This window comes from Undibacterium sp. RuRC25W, assembly GCF_049339825.1.
Lineage (GTDB): Bacteria > Pseudomonadota > Gammaproteobacteria > Burkholderiales > Burkholderiaceae_D > Undibacterium.
The window spans coordinates 25,949-44,067 of record NZ_JBMPPD010000001.1 but is presented as its reverse complement, the minus strand read 5'-3'; the positions used below and the strand labels follow the sequence as shown (position 1 = coordinate 44,067).

The 18,119-nt window shown below is 46.6% G+C and carries 18 protein-coding genes; 16 read left to right on the top strand and 2 right to left on the bottom strand.

Features of this window, described 5'->3' with window-relative positions; genetic code table 11:
* Positions 1-29: 29 nt before the first annotated feature.
* Positions 30-632: a MarC family protein gene (locus tag ACO0KV_RS00220; protein WP_423038716.1), complete on the bottom strand. Its 603-nt coding sequence runs from the start codon at positions 630-632 to the stop codon at positions 30-32.
* Positions 633-991: 359 nt separating this feature from the next.
* On the opposite strand from ACO0KV_RS00220, the gene ACO0KV_RS00215 reads away from it, so the two are divergent.
* The 16 genes from ACO0KV_RS00215 (at position 992) to ACO0KV_RS00140 (ending at position 16,941) form a co-directional block, all read left to right on the top strand.
* On the top strand, positions 992-1,180 hold the full coding sequence (locus ACO0KV_RS00215; protein ID WP_423038714.1) for a DUF1289 domain-containing protein: 189 nt from the start codon (positions 992-994) through the stop codon (positions 1,178-1,180).
* 86 nt (positions 1,181-1,266) lie between these two features.
* Positions 1,267-3,534, top strand: a complete 2,268-nt coding sequence (locus tag ACO0KV_RS00210; RefSeq protein WP_423038712.1) for a molybdopterin cofactor-binding domain-containing protein — start codon at positions 1,267-1,269, stop codon at positions 3,532-3,534.
* 252 nt (positions 3,535-3,786) lie between these two features.
* A complete protein-coding gene (gspG, locus tag ACO0KV_RS00205; RefSeq protein WP_423038710.1) occupies positions 3,787-4,260 on the top strand; it encodes a type II secretion system major pseudopilin GspG in 474 nt (157 codons plus the stop codon).
* Positions 4,261-4,270: 10 nt separating this feature from the next.
* Positions 4,271-4,732, top strand: coding sequence for a GspH/FimT family pseudopilin (locus ACO0KV_RS00200; protein WP_423038708.1), 462 nt, complete (start codon positions 4,271-4,273; stop codon positions 4,730-4,732).
* A 1-nt stretch (position 4,733) separates the two neighbouring features.
* Positions 4,734-5,114, top strand: coding sequence for a type II secretion system minor pseudopilin GspI (gspI, locus tag ACO0KV_RS00195; RefSeq protein WP_423038706.1), 381 nt, complete (start codon positions 4,734-4,736; stop codon positions 5,112-5,114).
* The gene (locus ACO0KV_RS00190; protein ID WP_423038704.1) at positions 5,104-5,781 is read left to right on the top strand and encodes a PulJ/GspJ family protein; all 678 of its coding nucleotides are present in this window, start codon (positions 5,104-5,106) and stop codon (positions 5,779-5,781) included. Before gspI ends, ACO0KV_RS00190 begins: the two co-directional genes overlap by 11 nt.
* Before the next feature lie 17 nt (positions 5,782-5,798).
* Positions 5,799-6,794 (top strand): type II secretion system minor pseudopilin GspK, encoded by a 996-nt coding sequence (gene gspK, locus ACO0KV_RS00185; RefSeq protein WP_423038702.1) that lies wholly within the window; start codon positions 5,799-5,801, stop codon positions 6,792-6,794.
* Between the two features lie 6 nt (positions 6,795-6,800).
* On the top strand, positions 6,801-8,054 hold the full coding sequence (gspL, locus tag ACO0KV_RS00180) for a type II secretion system protein GspL (protein ID WP_423038700.1): 1,254 nt from the start codon (positions 6,801-6,803) through the stop codon (positions 8,052-8,054).
* Complete coding sequence (gspM, locus tag ACO0KV_RS00175; protein WP_423038698.1) at positions 8,054-8,554, top strand: type II secretion system protein GspM; 501 nt, start codon at positions 8,054-8,056, stop codon at positions 8,552-8,554. Before gspL ends, gspM begins: the two co-directional genes overlap by 1 nt.
* Positions 8,541-9,344 (top strand): type II secretion system protein N, encoded by an 804-nt coding sequence (locus ACO0KV_RS00170; RefSeq protein ID WP_423038696.1) that lies wholly within the window; start codon positions 8,541-8,543, stop codon positions 9,342-9,344. Before gspM ends, ACO0KV_RS00170 begins: the two co-directional genes overlap by 14 nt.
* On the top strand, positions 9,341-11,518 hold the full coding sequence (gene gspD / locus ACO0KV_RS00165) for a type II secretion system secretin GspD (RefSeq protein ID WP_423038694.1): 2,178 nt from the start codon (positions 9,341-9,343) through the stop codon (positions 11,516-11,518). Before ACO0KV_RS00170 ends, gspD begins: the two co-directional genes overlap by 4 nt.
* A 3-nt stretch (positions 11,519-11,521) precedes the next feature.
* Positions 11,522-12,952, top strand: a complete 1,431-nt coding sequence (gspE, locus tag ACO0KV_RS00160; RefSeq protein ID WP_423038692.1) for a type II secretion system ATPase GspE — start codon at positions 11,522-11,524, stop codon at positions 12,950-12,952.
* A 4-nt stretch (positions 12,953-12,956) separates the two neighbouring features.
* Positions 12,957-14,177 carry a type II secretion system inner membrane protein GspF gene (gene gspF, locus ACO0KV_RS00155; RefSeq protein WP_423038690.1) on the top strand — a complete coding sequence of 407 codons (1,221 nt, stop codon included), beginning with the start codon at positions 12,957-12,959 and terminating at the stop codon, positions 14,175-14,177.
* 11 nt (positions 14,178-14,188) lie between these two features.
* Entirely contained in the window at positions 14,189-14,794 is a 606-nt protein-coding gene (locus ACO0KV_RS00150; RefSeq protein ID WP_423038688.1) for a type II secretion system protein N, read from the top strand.
* Positions 14,791-15,612 carry a uracil-DNA glycosylase gene (locus ACO0KV_RS00145; RefSeq protein ID WP_423038686.1) on the top strand — a complete coding sequence of 274 codons (822 nt, stop codon included), beginning with the start codon at positions 14,791-14,793 and terminating at the stop codon, positions 15,610-15,612. The genes ACO0KV_RS00150 and ACO0KV_RS00145 overlap by 4 nt, the downstream gene beginning before the upstream one ends.
* A 99-nt stretch (positions 15,613-15,711) precedes the next feature.
* Positions 15,712-16,941 (top strand): HD-GYP domain-containing protein, encoded by a 1,230-nt coding sequence (locus ACO0KV_RS00140; RefSeq protein WP_423038684.1) that lies wholly within the window; start codon positions 15,712-15,714, stop codon positions 16,939-16,941.
* Positions 16,942-17,038: 97 nt separating this feature from the next.
* Here ACO0KV_RS00140 and ACO0KV_RS00135 read toward each other — a convergent pair whose 3' ends face one another.
* Positions 17,039-18,019 (bottom strand): NADPH:quinone oxidoreductase family protein, encoded by a 981-nt coding sequence (locus ACO0KV_RS00135; RefSeq protein ID WP_423038682.1) that lies wholly within the window; start codon positions 18,017-18,019, stop codon positions 17,039-17,041.
* Positions 18,020-18,119 lie beyond the last annotated feature (100 nt).

The following is an 18,119-nucleotide window of genomic DNA, read 5'->3' as shown; positions in this document are numbered from 1 at the left end:
ACATCATGTTTTACCGCAGCAGCAACAGATCAGTTAAGTGTTTTTAGGTATTCCCTGATACCTGCCAGCAGCATTTCGATTGACATCGCCGCAAGAATCAGTCCCATCAGTCGTTCGAAAGCTGTCATGACATGCGCACCCAGCACCCGTTGCATGCGCTCGGCCCCCAGCAATACTACCAGCCAGACAATCGCAACAGCAGTCAGCGCGCCAAGATGCACCATAATTTCCATATTGTTATCTGATGAAAATAAAAGTACCGTGGCCAGTGCTGAAGGGCCGGCCAGTGCCGGAATCGCAAGCGGAACGATAAACGGTTCATGATTTTCTTCTGTGTCGCCAAACACGCCACCTTCTTGCGGAAATACCATCCTCAAAGCAATCAGAAACAGAATCACACCGCCACCAATACGAATTGATACTTCAGATAGTTGCAGAGCAGTTAAAAAGCTTTTACCGAAGAACATGAACAGGAGCAGCAAAATAAACGCTATCGCACATTCTCGGACGATCACGCGCCAACGGCGCTCTGGAGAAACGTGGGATAGTGCGCTGACGAAAATAGGGACGTTGCCGAAGGGATCGGTCACTAAAATCAATAAAATCAACGTTTGTAAAAAGTCTTTGGCCATGAATTCAGTTTTCTAAAAGAGGTTGAGTAACTGCTATTGATGCGCTTTACGCGCCATCCTTATGGATTGTGCGTCGACACTTCATCAATATTTAGTATGATTGGAAAGCGATTTTGCGATGATGGCGGAAAAACAAACTATTCATCAATAGTCAACTTCGCAAAAAAAAAGCATATTGCAGCAAAAAATGTCCAATTTTCGTGCTTAAAGCTAATTATTGTCAATTATAGTGCAATCAGTGCTGAGAATTGAAACGCCTTATGCAAACGCAGATCAAAGAATTAGCGGTATGATCTCGTTTTTAAAGATGCGAACGTTCGTCTCTTTTGATGTTGATTGGAAATTTATGGTATTGCAAAATGGATAAGGTAAGCGAACGTCCAGATACACCATGTGTCGCGGTCTGTTCGACGACATTTGATGATATTTGCCGTGGTTGTGGCAGAACTGTGGCTGAGGTCGCAGAGTGGGTGTTTATGAGCCCCGATCAGAAAGAAATCGTTTGGGAGCGCATACTTGCTCAGGGATATCCTCGTAGAAACACATAGCAGATCTTATCGCCAGCCTTAGTTTGGTTTGAAAATAAGTTCTGACCCGATTCAGACAAAAATAATACGCAAAGCGGAGACCAGAAATGACTGAAGTGAAAAAACCAGCAAGACGGCGCTTTATTTTGGGCGGCCTTGGTGTTGCCGGAGCCCTCATTGTAGGATGGGGCATTATGCCGCCTCGGCAGCGACTGAATAGTGCGAGCGGCTTGCCAATCGAGGGGGATGAAGTCGCGTTAAATGGCTGGATAAAAATTGCAAAAGATGGCATGGTGACGGTCGCAATGCACAAAAGTGAAATGGGGCAGGGTATTCACACCGCATTGCAAATGTTGGTTGCAGAAGAGTTAGATGTGCCAATGGCTCAGGTAAAAACAATACCAGCCCCCATCGATAAGATATACGGTAACGTGGCAATGTTGGCTGATGGTCTTCCATTTCATCCTGATGATCAGGGAACGATCAAACATGTTGCTCAATGGCTGACATCGAAGACCGCACGTGAGCTTGGCCTGCAAGTGACTGGCGGTTCATCCAGTGTAAAAGACGCCTGGTTGCCGATGCGTGAAGCAGGGGCCACTGCGCGCGCAATGTTGGTCGCAGCGGCTGCGAGCGAATGGTCAGTCCCTGCAAGTGAATGCAAAACGGAAAATGGCTACGTCTTTCATGTAAATGGCAAACGGGTTTCCTACGGTGAGATTGCTGCAAAAGCGCTCGATTCTCGGCCCGGTACTGTCACATTAAAAGATCCTAAAGACTTCCGTGTTATTGGTAGTTACCAATTGCGTACCGATGCCTTAGCAAAAGTGAATGGAAGTGCGCAATTTGGGATTGATGCTCGTCCCGAAGGCCTGCTTTATGCTGCACTTAAGTTGAGTCCAACCATCGGCGGAAAAATCAAAAGTATTGATGATAAGTCGGTATCTGTGATGCCAGGTGTTTTGCATGTAGTTGACTTGTCGAAGCATCTGAGTGAGAGCGCGGTTGCTGGTGCCGCTGTTGTCGCTAACTCATATTGGACAGCAAAAAAAGCTATTGGCGTTTTGGCGGTTGAATGGGACGCCGGTCCGCATAGCCAATTATCCAGTGATGTAGTTTTTAAAGAATTGGCAGAGAAGCTCGACACGGAAGACGGTTTTACGTACTACCAGCGTGGTGATGCAGAGGCTGGATTGTCTGAAAAAAACGGCGGCAAAACAATTGCCGCTGAATATCGTGCGCCTTTTCTTGCTCATGCCACGATGGAGCCCATGAATTGCACGGCACAATTTAAGAATGGACAACTGGATTTGTGGGTGTCGACGCAAGTACCGAGTATTGCCGTTGACGTCGCTGCTAAGCAAGCAGGTATTGCCCGAGAGAACGTCCATTTGCATATGTGCTTTTTGGGTGGCGGCTTTGGGCGCCGTCTTGAGGTGGATATGGTGTTGCAGGCAGTTGTGATTGCAATGAAAACCAGTGGTGCGCCGGTTAAATTGGTCTGGAGTCGCGAGGAAGATATGGGGCATGACATGTATCGCCCTGCTGCCATGGCTCGTTTCCGTGCGACCGTGGATGAAAAAGGGCAGGTTTTGGGTTACCTGAATAAATCTGCTTCTGGCTCCGTCACGCATCAGGTATTAAAACGTACTTTTGGTGTTCCTGGTGCGGGACCTGATAAAACGACAGCGGAGGGCGAGTTCGATACGTCCTACCAGTTCGCGAATCAGAAAATTTCTCATGTCATCGTTCCCACTCCAGTGCCGCTGGGCTATTGGAGGTCCGTTGGTCACTCGCATAATGCATTTTTCAAAGAAAGCTTTATCGATGAATTGGCGTATGCTGCTCATAAAACACCCGCAGATTTTAGGCGTCAGTTACTAGGTACGAATCGCCGCCATTTGACGGTATTAGATACCGCGCTGAACATGGCGGGTAAAGCGCCCGAGGGACGCGCCCATGGTCTTGCATTGCACCGTTCATTTGGTAGCATTGTCGCCCAAGTGGCAGAGGTTTCTGTTGAAAACGGGCAGATTCGGGTGCATAAGGTCGTTTGCGCGATCGACTGTGGTATTGCCGTTAATCCAAATATCATCAAACAGCAAATGGAGTCGGCCATTATTTTTGGACTCAGCGCGGCGTTATATGGCGAAATCACGATCAAAGAGGGTCGTGTGATGCAGAGTAATTTTCATGACTATGCTGTTCTGCGTATGAATGAGGCGCCAGGCATCGAGGTTGAGATTATTAAGAGTGCAGAGCCACCTGAGGGAGTTGGTGAGCCTGGTGTGCCACCAATTGCTCCGGCCGTAGCAAATGCAGTGTTTGTATTAACTGGTCGGCGCTTGCGGAGTTTGCCATTAAAATTAACTTAACCTGATGAACTTACTGGTTGAGTAAAAGTTTCTTGTCTTGATCGCATTGAGATCAGTAATATGCGCTGGTGCCGCTGATGTCGATACTTAGACGGCGTATTCTAGTTTTAACGTTTAACTTCAGGTAATGGTTTTTTTTTGTTATTTTTAAGTTACAAATACGACTAACGCTATATTCACGCTTTATACTGCGAAGCGCATCGGTCCTGGGTCGGTGTCCTTTAATCGAATTTCATTTTATTAAAAGTATTTATGTTGAACTCTGAATCTATCACTGTCTGTGCTCCCCACTCGATGTTAAAACGCTACCGCTCTCGTGGTTTTACGTTGATCGAGATTATGGTAGTGGTGGTAATTATGGGTATTCTGGCCGCCTTAGTTGTTCCGAAATTGATGGGGCGTACTGATGATGCGCGCATTGCTGCAGCTAAGCAGGATATTTCTACCGTCATGCAAGCACTCAAGTTATACCGCTTGGATAATCAACGTTACCCCACAACTGAGCAAGGTTTGCAGGCCCTGATCGCTAAACCAACCTCGGGACCAGTTGCAAATGGCTGGAAATCTGGCGGCTATATTGATAAGTTGCCAAAGGATCCTTGGGGTAATCCTTATCAGTATTTGTCTCCAGGTATTAAGGGAGAGGTTGATGTATTTTCATATGGCGCAGATGGGCAACCTGGTGGTGTTGGAAACGATACAGACATAGGTTCATGGGATCTATAAAGTCAGTTGAATGAAAAATCAACAAAGTCAACGCGGATTTACACTTCTTGAATTACTGATAGTAATGGTAATTGCGGGTGTGATGCTTGGTGTTGTCAGCTTCAATGCATTGCCAAATTCTAGGCAGCGGCTTGAGAATGATGCAAAGCGCCTTGCTCTGTTATTTCAATTGGCAAGGGATGAGGCGATTCTACGTAATATGCCGGTGTCTTTTGATTCTGATCAGTTTGGATATCGTTTTATGGTTCGGGAGGATCGCGTCTGGACCCCCTTGAAAGATGATATGTTGCGGGAGCGTAGTTTTGAGTTATCTCCCCTTGAGCTTGGTATTGACCCACCTCAGAATCAGGCTGGAGTGCACATTGTTTTTGGTCGAGAGCCTGTTGATAAACCCTTTGTCCTTACTCTCAAAGTTCCAGACGCTAGTATAAAAGTCATGGCAGATGGTGTTGGGCATTACTCCGTCGAATGAGATGCGTTATCAATTTTCTTATCAATCTGGCTTTACCCTTCTTGAAGTGCTGGTTGCACTGGTCATTGTGGGTACTGCATTGAGTGCCAGTTTGCGTGCGGTGGGAAGCCTGACTCAAAACAGTAATGACCTTCGCGTCTCTCTAATGGCTACTTGGTCTGCCGAAAACCGATTGGCGCAAATTCGTCTTTCTCGTGAATGGCCGTCGCTAGGTGACAGTAACTTTGAGTGCCCTCAGACAGATTTGCATTTGCAGTGTCTTCAGCATGTTATTGCCACGCCAAATCCCTCTTTTAGACGAGTTGAAGTTGAAGTGTACGAAAATGACAAGTCGGAGCGGCGGATTATCAAGCTGACGCAGGTTGTGCCGAATGCTCTTTAAATCTCGTCGAACAGTTCGTCAGTTGGGGTTCACTTTAATTGAACTGCTGGTAGCCATTAGTATTCTTGGTATCGTGGCTGTGCTCGGTTGGCGCGGTCTTGACGCTATTGTACGTGCGCGCGAAACACTCAATGAGGAAATGTTGCAGACGCGCGGAGTGCAATTAGCCTTTGCTCAAATCGAAAACGATTGTGCGCATTTGATGGATCCAACAATGCTGTCTGGTCAGAGCGTCTTGACCGCTGCAGGTAGTAAATTAATGTTGATCCGATCATTTTTTGATGAAACTCAACCAGTGTTATTTCAGGTTGTTGTGTATAACGTAATCGATGGTGTGCTTGCTCGCCGCGAATTGACACCAACTCGAGAGAGATCTGTACTGCTAGCTGAGTGGCAGAGCGCCGCTCAGGATACGGATGGTACGCCTGTCATCCCACTTCAAAAGTCGACCAAGGCATTCACTTTTCGAACATGGAAGCAAGGTGAGACGGGTTGGCGAATGAATGGTGATGATACGTTAAATACGTCTGATACCAGCGGGCAAGCCGTTAATAATCCAACGGCGTTATCGCAAAAAACACCGACCCTTGCCGGCTTAGAAGTTTCTATGCAAATACAAGGTCGGGAAGGCTCGATGACAAAGATTTTTCTACTGGGGGCGAATTGATCTTGCCAGTAAATAAAATGAAAAGAGAGCGCGGAGTGGCAGTGGTCACCGCGCTGTTATTAACCACGTTGGCAATTACGATTGTCGCTAGTTTATTCTGGCAGCAACAAGTGCAGGTGCGTTCGATTGAAAATCAACGGATGCAACTGCAAAAAAAATGGATTTTACGTGGTGCAATCGATTGGGCGAGGTTGATTCTGCGCGAGGATGCAAGGCATTCCACGGCTGATTATCTTGATGAGCCGTGGGCCGTGAAACTCGAAAATACGAAGCTCGATCAGTACGTTGAAGAAGATAAGCAGGACGCTGAGAACAATGATGCGACACTTTCAGGACAAATTGTGGATGCACAGGCTTCCTATAATTTGAATAATTTGGCGACAAATGGTATTGCAGACCCACGCGAGGTTGCTGTATTTTCGCGCTTACTTACCAATTTACAGATGTCTTCAAGTCTTGCGGAAGCGACAGCGACGGTTATCGCGCAGACACAGGCAAAAGTGGCGAGCTCTTCCGCTTCCACAAACCCCAGCGTCCCAGCGAGTAGCGGTGCAGAAACAAATTCAGTGTCTTCTGGAAATAGTGCTAAAGTGCAATTTTTGCGATTTACTCAAGTTGACGATTTACTTGCGGTACCCGGCTTTACGCCAGATATGGTCGCAAGTTTACATCCTTATGTTGTTGTTTTGCCGCGAAATGGTAGCGTGACGCCAGTGAATTTCAATACCGCCACTGCCGAAGTGATTGCTGCGCGGATTGATGGTATTAGTATGGGCGATGCGGCACTAATTATTGCTAGCAGAAAGACGGCATATTTTAATAGTGTTCAGGATCTTCAGCAGCGATTTTCTAATAAGATTAGTAATCAGATGCTTCCTTACGTTGATATTAAAACAGGATATTTTATTGTCAATGGAAAGGTGAAAATGAATCGTTCGGCGCTGGACGTGAGTGCTCTTGTGGCGAGAACGAGTGATGGTGCAACAGCGTTACTTTGGGTAAGAGAAAATTAAACGAAAATGGCAAGCACACTTTTTATTTCTATGCCCGCAAGGGGAATGATTCACACGAAACCGGACTGGGTATCGGAAGCACTGCCTTTTGCGTTGTTTTCTATTGAGGGGCAATTGCTTGAGCAGGGGGAAAGGACACTTGCCGATTTGAAAAAGTTAGCGATCGACGTACGACAGCTGAGTCTGCTTATAGCAGCCAGTGATGTGAGCTTGCTAACAACAAAAGTACCCCCAATGTCGCCTTCTAAATTCAAGGCCGCTTTACCCAATTTACTCGAAGAGCAAATTACTGGTGATCCATCAAGCGTAGTGCTGGTGGCAAGTCCGGTTGTTGGGGGGGAGTCAACTGTTGCCGTTGCTGATCGTGAATGGGTGGAGCAACTTGCGGTGATCGTGAAGGATTGGCCGGTTAGAAAAATAGCCGCCTATCCAGCGCAACTCGCATTGCAGATGACCGTTGACAATGAACATGTATCCGCCATTGTTGAGAATCGCGATGAGTGCGCCAGCCTGACACTGAGGCAAGGAGTATCTCAGGGGCTTGGGTTTGATCTTGCATCGGCAGATCATGAGGATGTTATCCGTACGATCACTTTACTCGCGCCCGAAAAACAAATTGTTTTATACGTCGCCAATAATGAGAAGGATCGTTATGAGGCGTTGATCAGCGCGCAAAAGAAAGACGTTGAAATTACGATTCTGCCACTTTCGTGGCTTGAAAGAATCGGTGGTGTGAATGCGCAAACCCCGGATCTGATGTCGGAAGTTTCAGCAATTCATAAGCCTGCGATTGACTGGAACTTATGGCGTTGGCCTTTGCGTCTTGTTGCGATGATTTTACTAGTCAATATCATTGCATTAAATCTCGAATGGTTTAATTTGAAAAGAACAGCTAAGAGCCTTAACGATGTCTTGGTGGCGACTTATAAGACTAGTTTCCCAAAAGAAACTACCATCCTTAATCCGTTGGCGCAGATGAGGCAAAAAGTTAATTTGACGAAAAAAATGGCGGGACAGTTTGCTCCTGATGACTTTGTGGTTTTGGCGTCTGAGTTTGCTCAGGTATGGGATCGAGTTGTTGTTGGTAGAGCTGCGTCAGTCATGTCGGTCGATTATAAAGATCACGGATTAGAGGTGAGAGTGAAGTCATTAAGTACCATTCCGATGGATCAACTCAAGTTGGCATTATCGGAGCGATCATTGCGCTTAACGACGACATCCGATGGTGTTCTTCACATTACGCAATCAGAGGTGAAGTGATGAAACAACAATTAATGCAGCAATTTGGATTGTTTTGGAATGAGCGTGACACGCGCGAGAAGAAAATGCTCGTTTCTGCGACGCTAGTGGTTATTGCTGCTCTGCTTTACATTATTTTTCTCGATCCAGCCATCTCTGGGCGAGCAAAATTAGAGAAACAGATTCCTGAATTGCACCAACAGGTTGCGGAGATTTCCGCATTGAGTAGCCAGCAGGCTAGACTTGCTTCAAGTCTTAATCAAATTATCGATCCTGTCACGAAAGAATCAATAGAGACAAGTTTATCAGCACGAGGGATCAAGTCCCAAAGCCTGAGTGTCACGGATGATATCGTGAGAATTCAGATTCAGACAGTCGCTTATTCAAATATCATGGATTGGCTGCTCGAGTCTCAGCGGGCTTCTCGCCTTACAGTAGAAGAGGCGCGTCTGGTTGCATTGCCTGAAAATGGGCAGGTTTCTGTGACGTTAATGCTGAAGCAGCAACGTGGCGGGCTTTAATATGTTGCTGGAGGGGTTTTCTCGGAAATTATTATGGATAGGTACCGCGATACTGAGCCTGATATTGACGATACTTTTTTTACTGCCAGCAAGTTGGATGGGCGTTTTAATAGAGCGTCAGACTCATGGTCGTTTGTGTTTGGGGGATGTGCAAGGTTCGTTCTGGAGCGGGTCAGCGTTTGTCGGTGTGGCTGCAACTGCTAATGATCCCGTGACGCCGTTGTTTCCTGGTCGTTTCTCTTGGGAAATTTCGCCATTGATTTTGTTGACGCAGATAGATCTTGAATTGCAGAATAGTGAATCGTTGTCTGCTCCCCTTAAGGTCTCAGGTAATTTTTCTGAGTGGCATGTGAGTCCCGCTTCCATTGTTTTGCCAACAGAGCGTCTGGAAGGTTTGGGGGCGCCATTAAACACGATTGGGCCATCCGGTAATTTACATTTATCATGGAATAACTTGCAGTTCACTCGTGAAGGTACTTTATTGAGTGCGCAAGGGCAATTGCAGTTAGACTTGGCGGAAATGGCTTCGCGCCTTTCTCCTGTTCGTCCGTTGGGAAGTTATAAGATGTCGTTCGATTTGCATGGTACAAGCGCTGATGTCAACCTCATTACTCAAACGGGACCAATGATGTTGAGTGGGACGGGGGCATTGAATAGTGGACGTTTCCAGTTTTCTGGAAAAGCATGGGCACAAGAGGGGCAAGAAACAAAGTTGGCAAATTTGTTGAATTTGCTAGGGCAACGCCGTAAAGATGGCGATAAGGATGTAATCGCGTTAGAGTTCAAATGAAAACATTTCCATTAAAAAGCAGGGCAGCTATGATCCGCAATTCCTTAGGCAAACCAAGGTTTTACTTTTCCGTCATCGCAGGGGCGGTCATGTTGAGTACCGGCTGTTTTATCAGTAACGTCGCGGTGGCGCAATCACCAGATAAAAATACAGCTGATTTAAACTTTGTCGGTGCGGATATTGAATCTGTAGTGAAGGCAATTGGACATTATACTGGGACAACATTTATTATCGACCCAAGGGTAAAGGGGCAGGTGAATCTTGTCTCTGAAAAGCCTCTTACAAAAGAGCAGGCATTCAAGCTGCTGACATCCACGCTGCGCTTGCAGGGCTATGCGGTTGTTTCTGCCGATGGTTATTACAAAGTTGTGCCAGAGGCCGATGCAAAATTACAACCAGGCCCGACCAAGACGCTGCAAAATGATAAAGGCGAAACAGTCAAAGGCGATCAGGTTGCGACGCAGATATATCGCTTAAATTATGAGTCTGCGGCGAATATTGTGACGGTTTTACGTCCGTTGATTTCGCCGAATAATACGATCAATGCGAACCCTGGTAATAATTCGGTAGTCATTACTGATTACGCAGATAATTTAAAACGTCTGGATAAAATCATTGCGGGTCTTGACGTTCCAGCGAATGTCGATCTAGATGTCATACCTCTGAAATATGCGATGGCATCAGACATTGCTGCGATGGTCATTAAACTCACCGAAAATAACGTTGCTGGCGCAAACGATGCTGGTCACGCCGTTCTTATGGCTGACCCGCGGACAAACTCATTGCTGTTGCGAGCCCCATCGCAGGCGCGTGCAAATTTGATCAAATCGTTGATTTCAAAACTTGATCAACAAACAAGCTTACCTGGAAACGTACATGTCGTGTATCTACGTAACGCTGAGGCGGTAAAGTTGGCGCAGACGCTGCGATCCATCGTCAATGGAGATACTTCTGAGCAGCCCGCCAGTAGTGGATTGTCTAACACAAGCTCGACGACAGGTTCTACTGCAAATGGTTCTTCTCAGAATGGGTTTAGCATTGGCTCAAATAGTTCCGCTTTAGGAGGTAATACGTCCTCATCGGGCGCGAATGCGAAAACAAGTAGTTCTGGTGGTGGTGCGGCTGGCTTTATTCAGGCTGACGCGGCAACTAACACGCTGATTATTACTGCAAGTGAAGCTGTATATAAAAATTTAAGGACCGTTATTGACCAATTGGATGCACGTCGTGCTCAGGTCTATATTGAGGCATTAATTATTGAAGTAAATGCTGATAAAGAAAATGATTTTGGTGTGCAGTGGGCTGGTTTGTCAGGCAACTCAAATAGTGATTACCGAATTGGCGGGGGTACCATTTTCTCTTCCGGCGCTAATAATTTGGCCACGCTCGCTACGAGTTCAACGAGCTTGCCAAGTAATGGCCTCTCCATCGGCGTGTTTAAACAAATTGGTGGAAAACTCGGATTAGGTGCATTGGCACATCTGGTAGATAGCGGCAACGGAACAAATATTTTGTCGATGCCGAATCTGGTCACCCTCGACAACGAAGAAGCGAAAATTGTTGTTGGTCAGAACGTACCGTTTATTACTGGTTCGTACGCAACATCCGCGTCGACAAGTACCGCTGGTGTTAATCCGTTCCAAACCATCGAACGCAAAGACGTTGGTTTGAAATTAACCATTAAGCCGCAGATTTCAGAGGGGGGTACAGTAAAACTTGCCATCTACCAAGAGAGTTCGGCTGTGGTTGCAAGCTCTGCGACGAACTCTTCTGGACCGACCACAACGCAACGATCTATTTCTACGAATGTCCTTGTCGAAGATGGCGAAATCTTAGCGCTCGGCGGATTAATTTCTGACACAGTTGCTGATACGACAGAGAAAGTCACAGGTCTCGCTGATATTCCAATTATCGGCAACTTGTTTAAGTACCAGACTGCCACAAGAAATAAGACGAACTTGATGGTATTTTTGCGTCCAACGGTGATTCGTACTGCATTGGATAGTAACAACGTTTCAGTTGATCGTTACGATTACATGAGGACGCAAATGCCAGTTCCAAAAGGTGGTAGTGCCGCTGCGTTGTTGCCTGAAATGGAAAAGGGCAAGTTGATGACGACACCGATGACAATTTCTGCTCCAGCATCCAAGACAGTTCCTGTTGAAGGTAAGTAAGTTATGTTAGAAAACCGCTTGTTACCTTATGGGTTTGCGCGTGACTTTCTGGTGCTTGCGAGTCGGGATACCTCGATTCCTGGTGCACCAGTGGAAATATCTGTATCTCAAAAAACGACACCTTCTGCAATAGCTGAAGTTGGTCGAAAATTTGGAAAAATTAAACTTAATGTCATTTCACCAGATGCGCTCGATGAATTGATTGCCAAGGCTTATGCTGGCTCAGGCGGCGATGCGGCTGATGTTGTTGGGGAAGTTGAATCTGATCTTGATCTGGCAAAACTATTGATGGATATGCCAGCGATAGAAGATTTACTAGAGTCTGCAGATGATGCTCCTGTGATTCGGATGATTAACGCACTCTTGACGCAGGCATTGCGTGATGGTGCATCGGATATTCATATTGAGCCATTTGAACAAATTTCAGTGGTGCGTTTTCGCGTTGATGGTGCATTGCGAGATGTGGTGAGACCACGGAAGGCGATTCATGCATCGTTAATCTCGCGTATCAAGATCATGTCCCAGCTTGATATTGCAGAAAAACGTCTGCCACAAGATGGCCGCATTACATTGCGTATTGGTGGAAAGCCCGTGGATGTGCGTGTATCTACATTACCTACTGGGCATGGAGAGCGGGCTGTACTCAGGTTGCTCGATAAAGAGGCGGGACATCTGAATCTGAGTAACCTAGGAATGAGTGACGATGTGCTGCATAGTTTTGATAAGCTCATTTCACAGCCGCACGGTATTGTGCTGGTGACTGGCCCAACTGGCTCAGGCAAAACCACTACGCTATACGCTGCGTTGTCCAGATTGAACGCAGGCACCACTAATATTCTGACGGTTGAAGATCCGATTGAATATGAGCTTGCCGGCATTGGGCAGACTCAGGTGAACGCACGGATAGATATGACGTTTGCTAAAGCATTGCGTGCGATTTTGCGTCAAGATCCGGATGTCATTATGATCGGTGAAATTCGTGATCTGGAAACCGCACAAATTGCGGTACAGGCTTCGTTAACGGGTCATTTGGTTCTCGCGACGTTGCATACCAATGATTCAGCCGCCGCCGTCACGCGTCTGCTTGATATGGGGATTGAGCCATTCCTGTTGTCTTCTTCATTGCTAGGTGTAGTTGCGCAGCGCTTAGTGCGCAAGTTGTGCACACATTGCCGCGTGCAAGAGGCAGGGCGTTGGCATGCTGTTGGATGCGAACATTGTGGACATACGGGATATCAGGGACGACTTGGCGTATATGAGTTGTTGCAGACAACCGATGAAATTCGGGCGCAGATTCACCAGCATTCTTCTGAAGCTGATATTCGTATTGCGGCGCAAAAAAATGGAATGTTCACCATGCGAGAAGATGGAGATCGTTGGATCAGAAGCGGTGTCACGACGCAAGAAGAAGTTTTGCGCGTAACTAAGGAATAAAGCCGTGCCAGCATTTCGATATGAGGCGATTAGCGCCGAGGGTGTAAGCAGTAAAGGCGTACTCAACGCAGATAGTGCGCGAGCGGCTCGTAGTGAATTGCGTTCACAAGGACTTGTGCCGCTGAGTGTTGAATCTATCCGTAACCAGTATGATGCGGATGGTGGAAAAAAACGACCTCTGTTCGCAGAACGATTGTCTAGTGTGGAACTGGCATTATTCACGCGTCAGCTCGCAAGTTTGCTAGAGGCAGGGTTGCCGTTGGAGCAGTCTTTGTCTGCACTATTAGAACAATCTGAGCGGACTTTTATTCGCGATATTATCGCCTCGATCAGGTCGGAGGTTATTGCTGGTGCGGCATTATCTGATGCATTAAAGCAGCATCCGAATGATTTTGCTGAGATTTACTGTGCGCTTGTTGCGTCAGGCGAGCAAATTGGTCATCTTTCTCGTGTTTTATCTCGCTTGGCTGATTACATCGAACGTCGGAATGCATTGGTGCAGAAGGTGAAGCTAGCTTTCACTTATCCTGCCATTGTCACGGTAGTGGCATTTGCGATTGTGATTTTTCTTCTGACTTATGTTGTGCCGCAAATTGTTTCTGTGTTCGCGAACACGAAACAGAAATTACCTTTTTTGACGGTCATGATGCTGGCGATTTCCGATTTTGTGCGAAGCTACGGCTGGCTGGTTGCACTGATCTTCGTTGTCGCTTTCGCTGCTTGGCGTTCGGCGTTGAAAAACCCCGATGTGAAAATGCGCTGGCATAAATGGTTGTTAACTGCGCCAGTCTACGGAAAATTTGAGCGTAGTCTCAATACCGCCCGTTTCGCAAGTACATTGGCGATCACAACCGGCTCAGGGGTTCCGATTTTACGTGCATTGCAGACCAGTCGCGAAACCTTGTCCAATGTCGCAATGCGTGAGCAGGTTGAGGAAGCGACAGCAAGCGTCCGCGAAGGTGTAGGCTTGGCTCGCGCCTTGGCTGCTCATAAGCATTTCCCGCCTATGCTAATACACATGATCAGAGCTGGCGAAGTGACTGGTGAGTTGCCAACGATGTTGGAACGTGCGTCAAGTGCACAAGAACAGGATCTGGAGCGCCGAGCTTTAACGATTGCCGGTTTGCTTGAGCCGGTGTTGATTTTAGCCATGGGTGGTGTTGTGCTTTTGATCGTGCTGGCGGTATTAATGCCAATTATTGAAATTAATCAGCTGGTACGCTGACAGGGAAGAAGATGAAGCGATTACCTTTATTATGTGGTTTTATGGCGTTTATATTACTTTGTATGTCGCTGAGTTTTTGGGGAGTGCGTGTATTTAAACCCATGAATCGTAGCGTCGCCGATGTTCCGTTAAAGGGGCGTATTGAGCCTGGTTCAGGTCAATGGGGTGGCATATTCGGTGGCACACAGACAGCACAGATCAACGCAGCCAACTATGATCTCAAGGGTATTATTATTGCCAGGAAAAATGAAGAAAGCCTCGCCATCATCTCCGCCAACGGAAAGCCAGCGCAGACCGTTGCACTCAACTCCGAAATTGCGCCAGGGATTATTCTTAAGGAAATCCATGAGGGTTACGTAATGATTTCTGAGTCTGGAGTAATGCGCAGGGCTTCTTTGCCAGAAAATACGATAGCTAAAATTTCTTCCACGACTGCTCGTAATCCAAGTAATGAGTTACCTCAGGTGTCACCGGTGGCGCCAGTCGGGTTTCCACCACGTGCTAGCCAAGGAATTCCCCCCTCATCCAATCCGCCAATTGTACCGACTGCGCCAATTGTTTTGCCGGGTTTTCCTGGGCCATCAAATCCACAAACGGGATCGGTTGCTGAAAAATGAGTAGTGCAGTTTCCTTCTTGCCTACTGAGATCTGTAGAGGGCTGGATCTCGTCCATCCGTCTTGGTGCGATACGATAGTGACTGGACTGGCAGCAATGCATCAGGCGGATCCATCGTATTTTTCTCAATTATGTGTTGAAGAATTTTTGCCCTCAGAAGGTCGCTTATTTGCAGCCTTTAGTCTTCCAATGGATGAGGTAAGATTTATCTTGGTGGGAGAGGGGCCTTACCCCAGAGCGGAAAGTGCGACTGGTGTGTGCTTTATGGATGGCGCAGTCCAAGAAATATGGGCGAACGATGGTCGTGGTTTGTCCAAGCGGGTTAATCGTGCAACGTCTCTGCGAAATTTCGTTAAAATGTTGTTAGTGGCGGATGGTCAAATAGAAGAGGAAAACACGTCTGGTACAGCGCTGGAAAATATAGCATCAAGAGCTATTGAGCCTGGATCTGAATATTTACAGACATTGCCTGAGATGCAGCAAAAATTGCTTGATCATGGCTTCCTTTTATTGAATGCGTCGTTGGTTTTCAGAAAGCATGTTGCTCCGGTAAAAGACGGACGTTCGTGGCAGGTGTTTTTTCGCCATGTTTGTATTGCATTGCATAACCACCACTCGGTGGTGTCCGGATGCATGCCAGCTTTGATTTTGTGGGGGAAGATTGCAGAATCATTAAAAAAAGTTCCAGAAGTTGCATTATTTCCGCAAATTTCCTCCGAACATCCCTATAACCTGAGTTTCATTAAAAACCGCCAAATGCAAGAGCTTTTCAGGCCGATGAAGCTATTACTGAAGAGCGAGATAGAAAAAAATTGTTAGAGTGCATGTGTTTTTGATGGCGTAGTTGACGGCTTTGCTGAATAATTCATGTGTAGCGTTTGAGTAACGTCGCCTAACAGTATATTTCCTAAGTAGTTTATGCTAAAAAAAATTGATATTTCACAACTAATACTTGGTATGTACGTCCACGAGCTTTGTGGGTCGTGGATGGATAGTCCATTTTGGAAGAAGTCGTTTCTTCTCACTGAACAAAATGAGTTGGCAGAAATTCAAAAAACAAAAATAAAGGAAGCTTGGATTGATAGCAGTAAGGGGCTGGACGTCTATCAAGCTACTGAGAGTTCGCCGCTTGCACCGGAGGAGCCTGAAGTTCAGTTTGTGAAAACAGTCGTTGTTTCTGACATAGGACCGGTCTCCATGGGCGACGAACTCGGGCGCGCATCGCGAATCGTTAGCAAGTCGAAAGAAGCCGTGTTTTCCATGTTCTCCGAGGCTAGGATGGGAAAAGCCGTTGACGTGGGGAATGCAAAAGAGATAGTGGAAGAAATTGCTGATTCAGTCATGCGAAATCCCGGTGCCTTAATTGGGTTAGCTCGACTCAAAACAAAAGATGACTACACGTACATGCACTCCGTAGCGGTATGTGCGCTGATGGTGTCGCTTGCTAAACAGTTAGGTTTGGGTGAGGAGGATGCCCGCGAGGCTGGGCTCGCAGGCTTGCTGCACGATATCGGTAAAATGATGATCTCAAGTGACATTCTCAATAAGCCCGGAAAATTGACAGATGATGAGTTCGCATCTGTAAAACTGCATCCGACAGCCGGGTATAAAATGCTCCTAGCGTCAGATGGCGTAAGTCAAGTTGCGCTGGATGTATGCTTGCATCATCATGAAAAGATGGATGGCACCGGTTATCCTAAGGGTCTTAAGGGTGAGCAGATTAGTCTGCTTTCGAGAATGGGAGCTGTTTGTGACGTATATGATGCAATTACGTCAAATCGTCCATACAAACAAGGTTGGTGTCCTGCTCAGTCGATTCGTAAAATGGCTGAATGGAGCAAGGGGCATTTTGATGAAAAAATATTTCAGGCTTTTGTTAAAAGTATCGGTATTTATCCAGTCGGGACGCTGGTTCGTCTTGAGTCAGGTCGCTTAGGTGTCGTTATTGAGCAGCAAATTGGAAAGTCTCTTTTAGCGCCAAAAGTTAGAGTATTTTTCTCGGTCAAATCGATGGCGTATATTGTGCCAGAATTGTTGGATCTCGCTGGCCCCGGTTTGCAAGATAGAATTGCCAATCGCGAAGACCCAGGTAAATGGGGTATTAAAGATATCAACCAGTATTGGTTAGGTGACGCTGCCCCGTTCTGACAAACGACACAATCGCACCAAAGCGTTTGTCACCATGCCCTAAGTCTTAATAGAAACTCCACCTCGTTTAGGTGGTGTCTCTATAGGCGATGTTTTGTTATCTGTCTGGGTGAATAACAATTTTTCCAGTCACTTTTCGAGCGACCAGATCATTGAGTGCGGATGCTGTTTCTTTCAGCGCATAGGTTTTGGAAATATGAGGTTTAATTTTGCCATCATTGAGCCAGCCCATTAACTCTCTCATTGCCTCCAAATTATGTTTTGGCTCTCGCTTGGCAAATTCGCCCCAAAAAACACCGACTAATGATGCACCTTTAAGCAATGTCAGATTGAGTGGCAACTTGGGTATTTCTCCATTCGCGAAGCCAACAACGAGATAGCGACCGCGCCAAGCAATCGAACGAAATGCTGGTTCAGCGTAGATACCACCCACAGGGTCATAAATTACATCAGGACCTTTGCCTTCCGTTGCTGTTTTTATGGCTTCCCGCAAATCAGCTGTGGTGTAATTAATTAAGATATCGGCGCCATGCTGGCGGCATATTTCCAGTTTTTCGTCAGTAGAGGCGGCGGCAATAACTCTGGCGCCTAGTGCTTTACCTATCTCGATCGCTGCTAGACCAACACCTCCTGCTGCGCCAAGTACCAGCATGGTTTCGCCTGCTTTAAGTTGAGCACGATCTGCGATAGCATGATGTGAAGTGCCATAGGTCAGTGTGATGGCTGCTGCTGTGTCAAAATCCATTCCGGGTGGCATTGGCATGACGGCAGCAGCGGGCGCGATCACTTGTTGCGCAAAGGCGCCGTGACCAATGAACGCAATGACTCTATCGCCTTTTTTCAGGTGTGTAACGCCTTCGCCAACGGCGTATATCTCGCCCGAAAGTTCACTGCCCGGAGAAAAGGGAAGCTCAGGTTTAAACTGATACTTGTTTTGTATGATTAAAACATCGGGGAAGTTGACCCCTGCAGCTTTTACCTGGATGCCAACTTGCCCCGCTCCAGGAACTAAATCCGGCAATTCCATGATCTCGAGTGTATCTGGTATGCCCCATGCTTTACATACAGCAGCTTTCATTTTTTTTGGTCTCCGTTTTAAAAATAGTACGATCGTTTATTTTTATTATGCCGTAAAAAAGTCACATCGGTAGAAATTTGTTTTTGTGCTTCGGTTAGAA

Coding starts and splice junctions, on each gene's coding strand:
- ACO0KV_RS00220 (WP_423038716.1), bottom strand. CDS start 632: ATGGCCAAAGACTTTTTACAAACGTTGATTTTATTGATTTTAGTGACC.
- ACO0KV_RS00215 (WP_423038714.1), top strand. CDS start 992: ATGGATAAGGTAAGCGAACGTCCAGATACACCATGTGTCGCGGTCTGT.
- ACO0KV_RS00210 (WP_423038712.1), top strand. CDS start 1,267: ATGACTGAAGTGAAAAAACCAGCAAGACGGCGCTTTATTTTGGGCGGC.
- gspG (WP_423038710.1), top strand. CDS start 3,787: ATGTTGAACTCTGAATCTATCACTGTCTGTGCTCCCCACTCGATGTTA.
- ACO0KV_RS00200 (WP_423038708.1), top strand. CDS start 4,271: ATGAAAAATCAACAAAGTCAACGCGGATTTACACTTCTTGAATTACTG.
- gspI (WP_423038706.1), top strand. CDS start 4,734: ATGCGTTATCAATTTTCTTATCAATCTGGCTTTACCCTTCTTGAAGTG.
- ACO0KV_RS00190 (WP_423038704.1), top strand. CDS start 5,104: ATGCTCTTTAAATCTCGTCGAACAGTTCGTCAGTTGGGGTTCACTTTA.
- gspK (WP_423038702.1), top strand. CDS start 5,799: ATGAAAAGAGAGCGCGGAGTGGCAGTGGTCACCGCGCTGTTATTAACC.
- gspL (WP_423038700.1), top strand. CDS start 6,801: ATGGCAAGCACACTTTTTATTTCTATGCCCGCAAGGGGAATGATTCAC.
- gspM (WP_423038698.1), top strand. CDS start 8,054: ATGAAACAACAATTAATGCAGCAATTTGGATTGTTTTGGAATGAGCGT.
- gspD (WP_423038694.1), top strand. CDS start 9,341: ATGAAAACATTTCCATTAAAAAGCAGGGCAGCTATGATCCGCAATTCC.
- gspE (WP_423038692.1), top strand. CDS start 11,522: ATGTTAGAAAACCGCTTGTTACCTTATGGGTTTGCGCGTGACTTTCTG.
- ACO0KV_RS00150 (WP_423038688.1), top strand. CDS start 14,189: ATGAAGCGATTACCTTTATTATGTGGTTTTATGGCGTTTATATTACTT.
- ACO0KV_RS00145 (WP_423038686.1), top strand. CDS start 14,791: ATGAGTAGTGCAGTTTCCTTCTTGCCTACTGAGATCTGTAGAGGGCTG.
- ACO0KV_RS00140 (WP_423038684.1), top strand. CDS start 15,712: ATGCTAAAAAAAATTGATATTTCACAACTAATACTTGGTATGTACGTC.
- ACO0KV_RS00135 (WP_423038682.1), bottom strand. CDS start 18,019: ATGAAAGCTGCTGTATGTAAAGCATGGGGCATACCAGATACACTCGAG.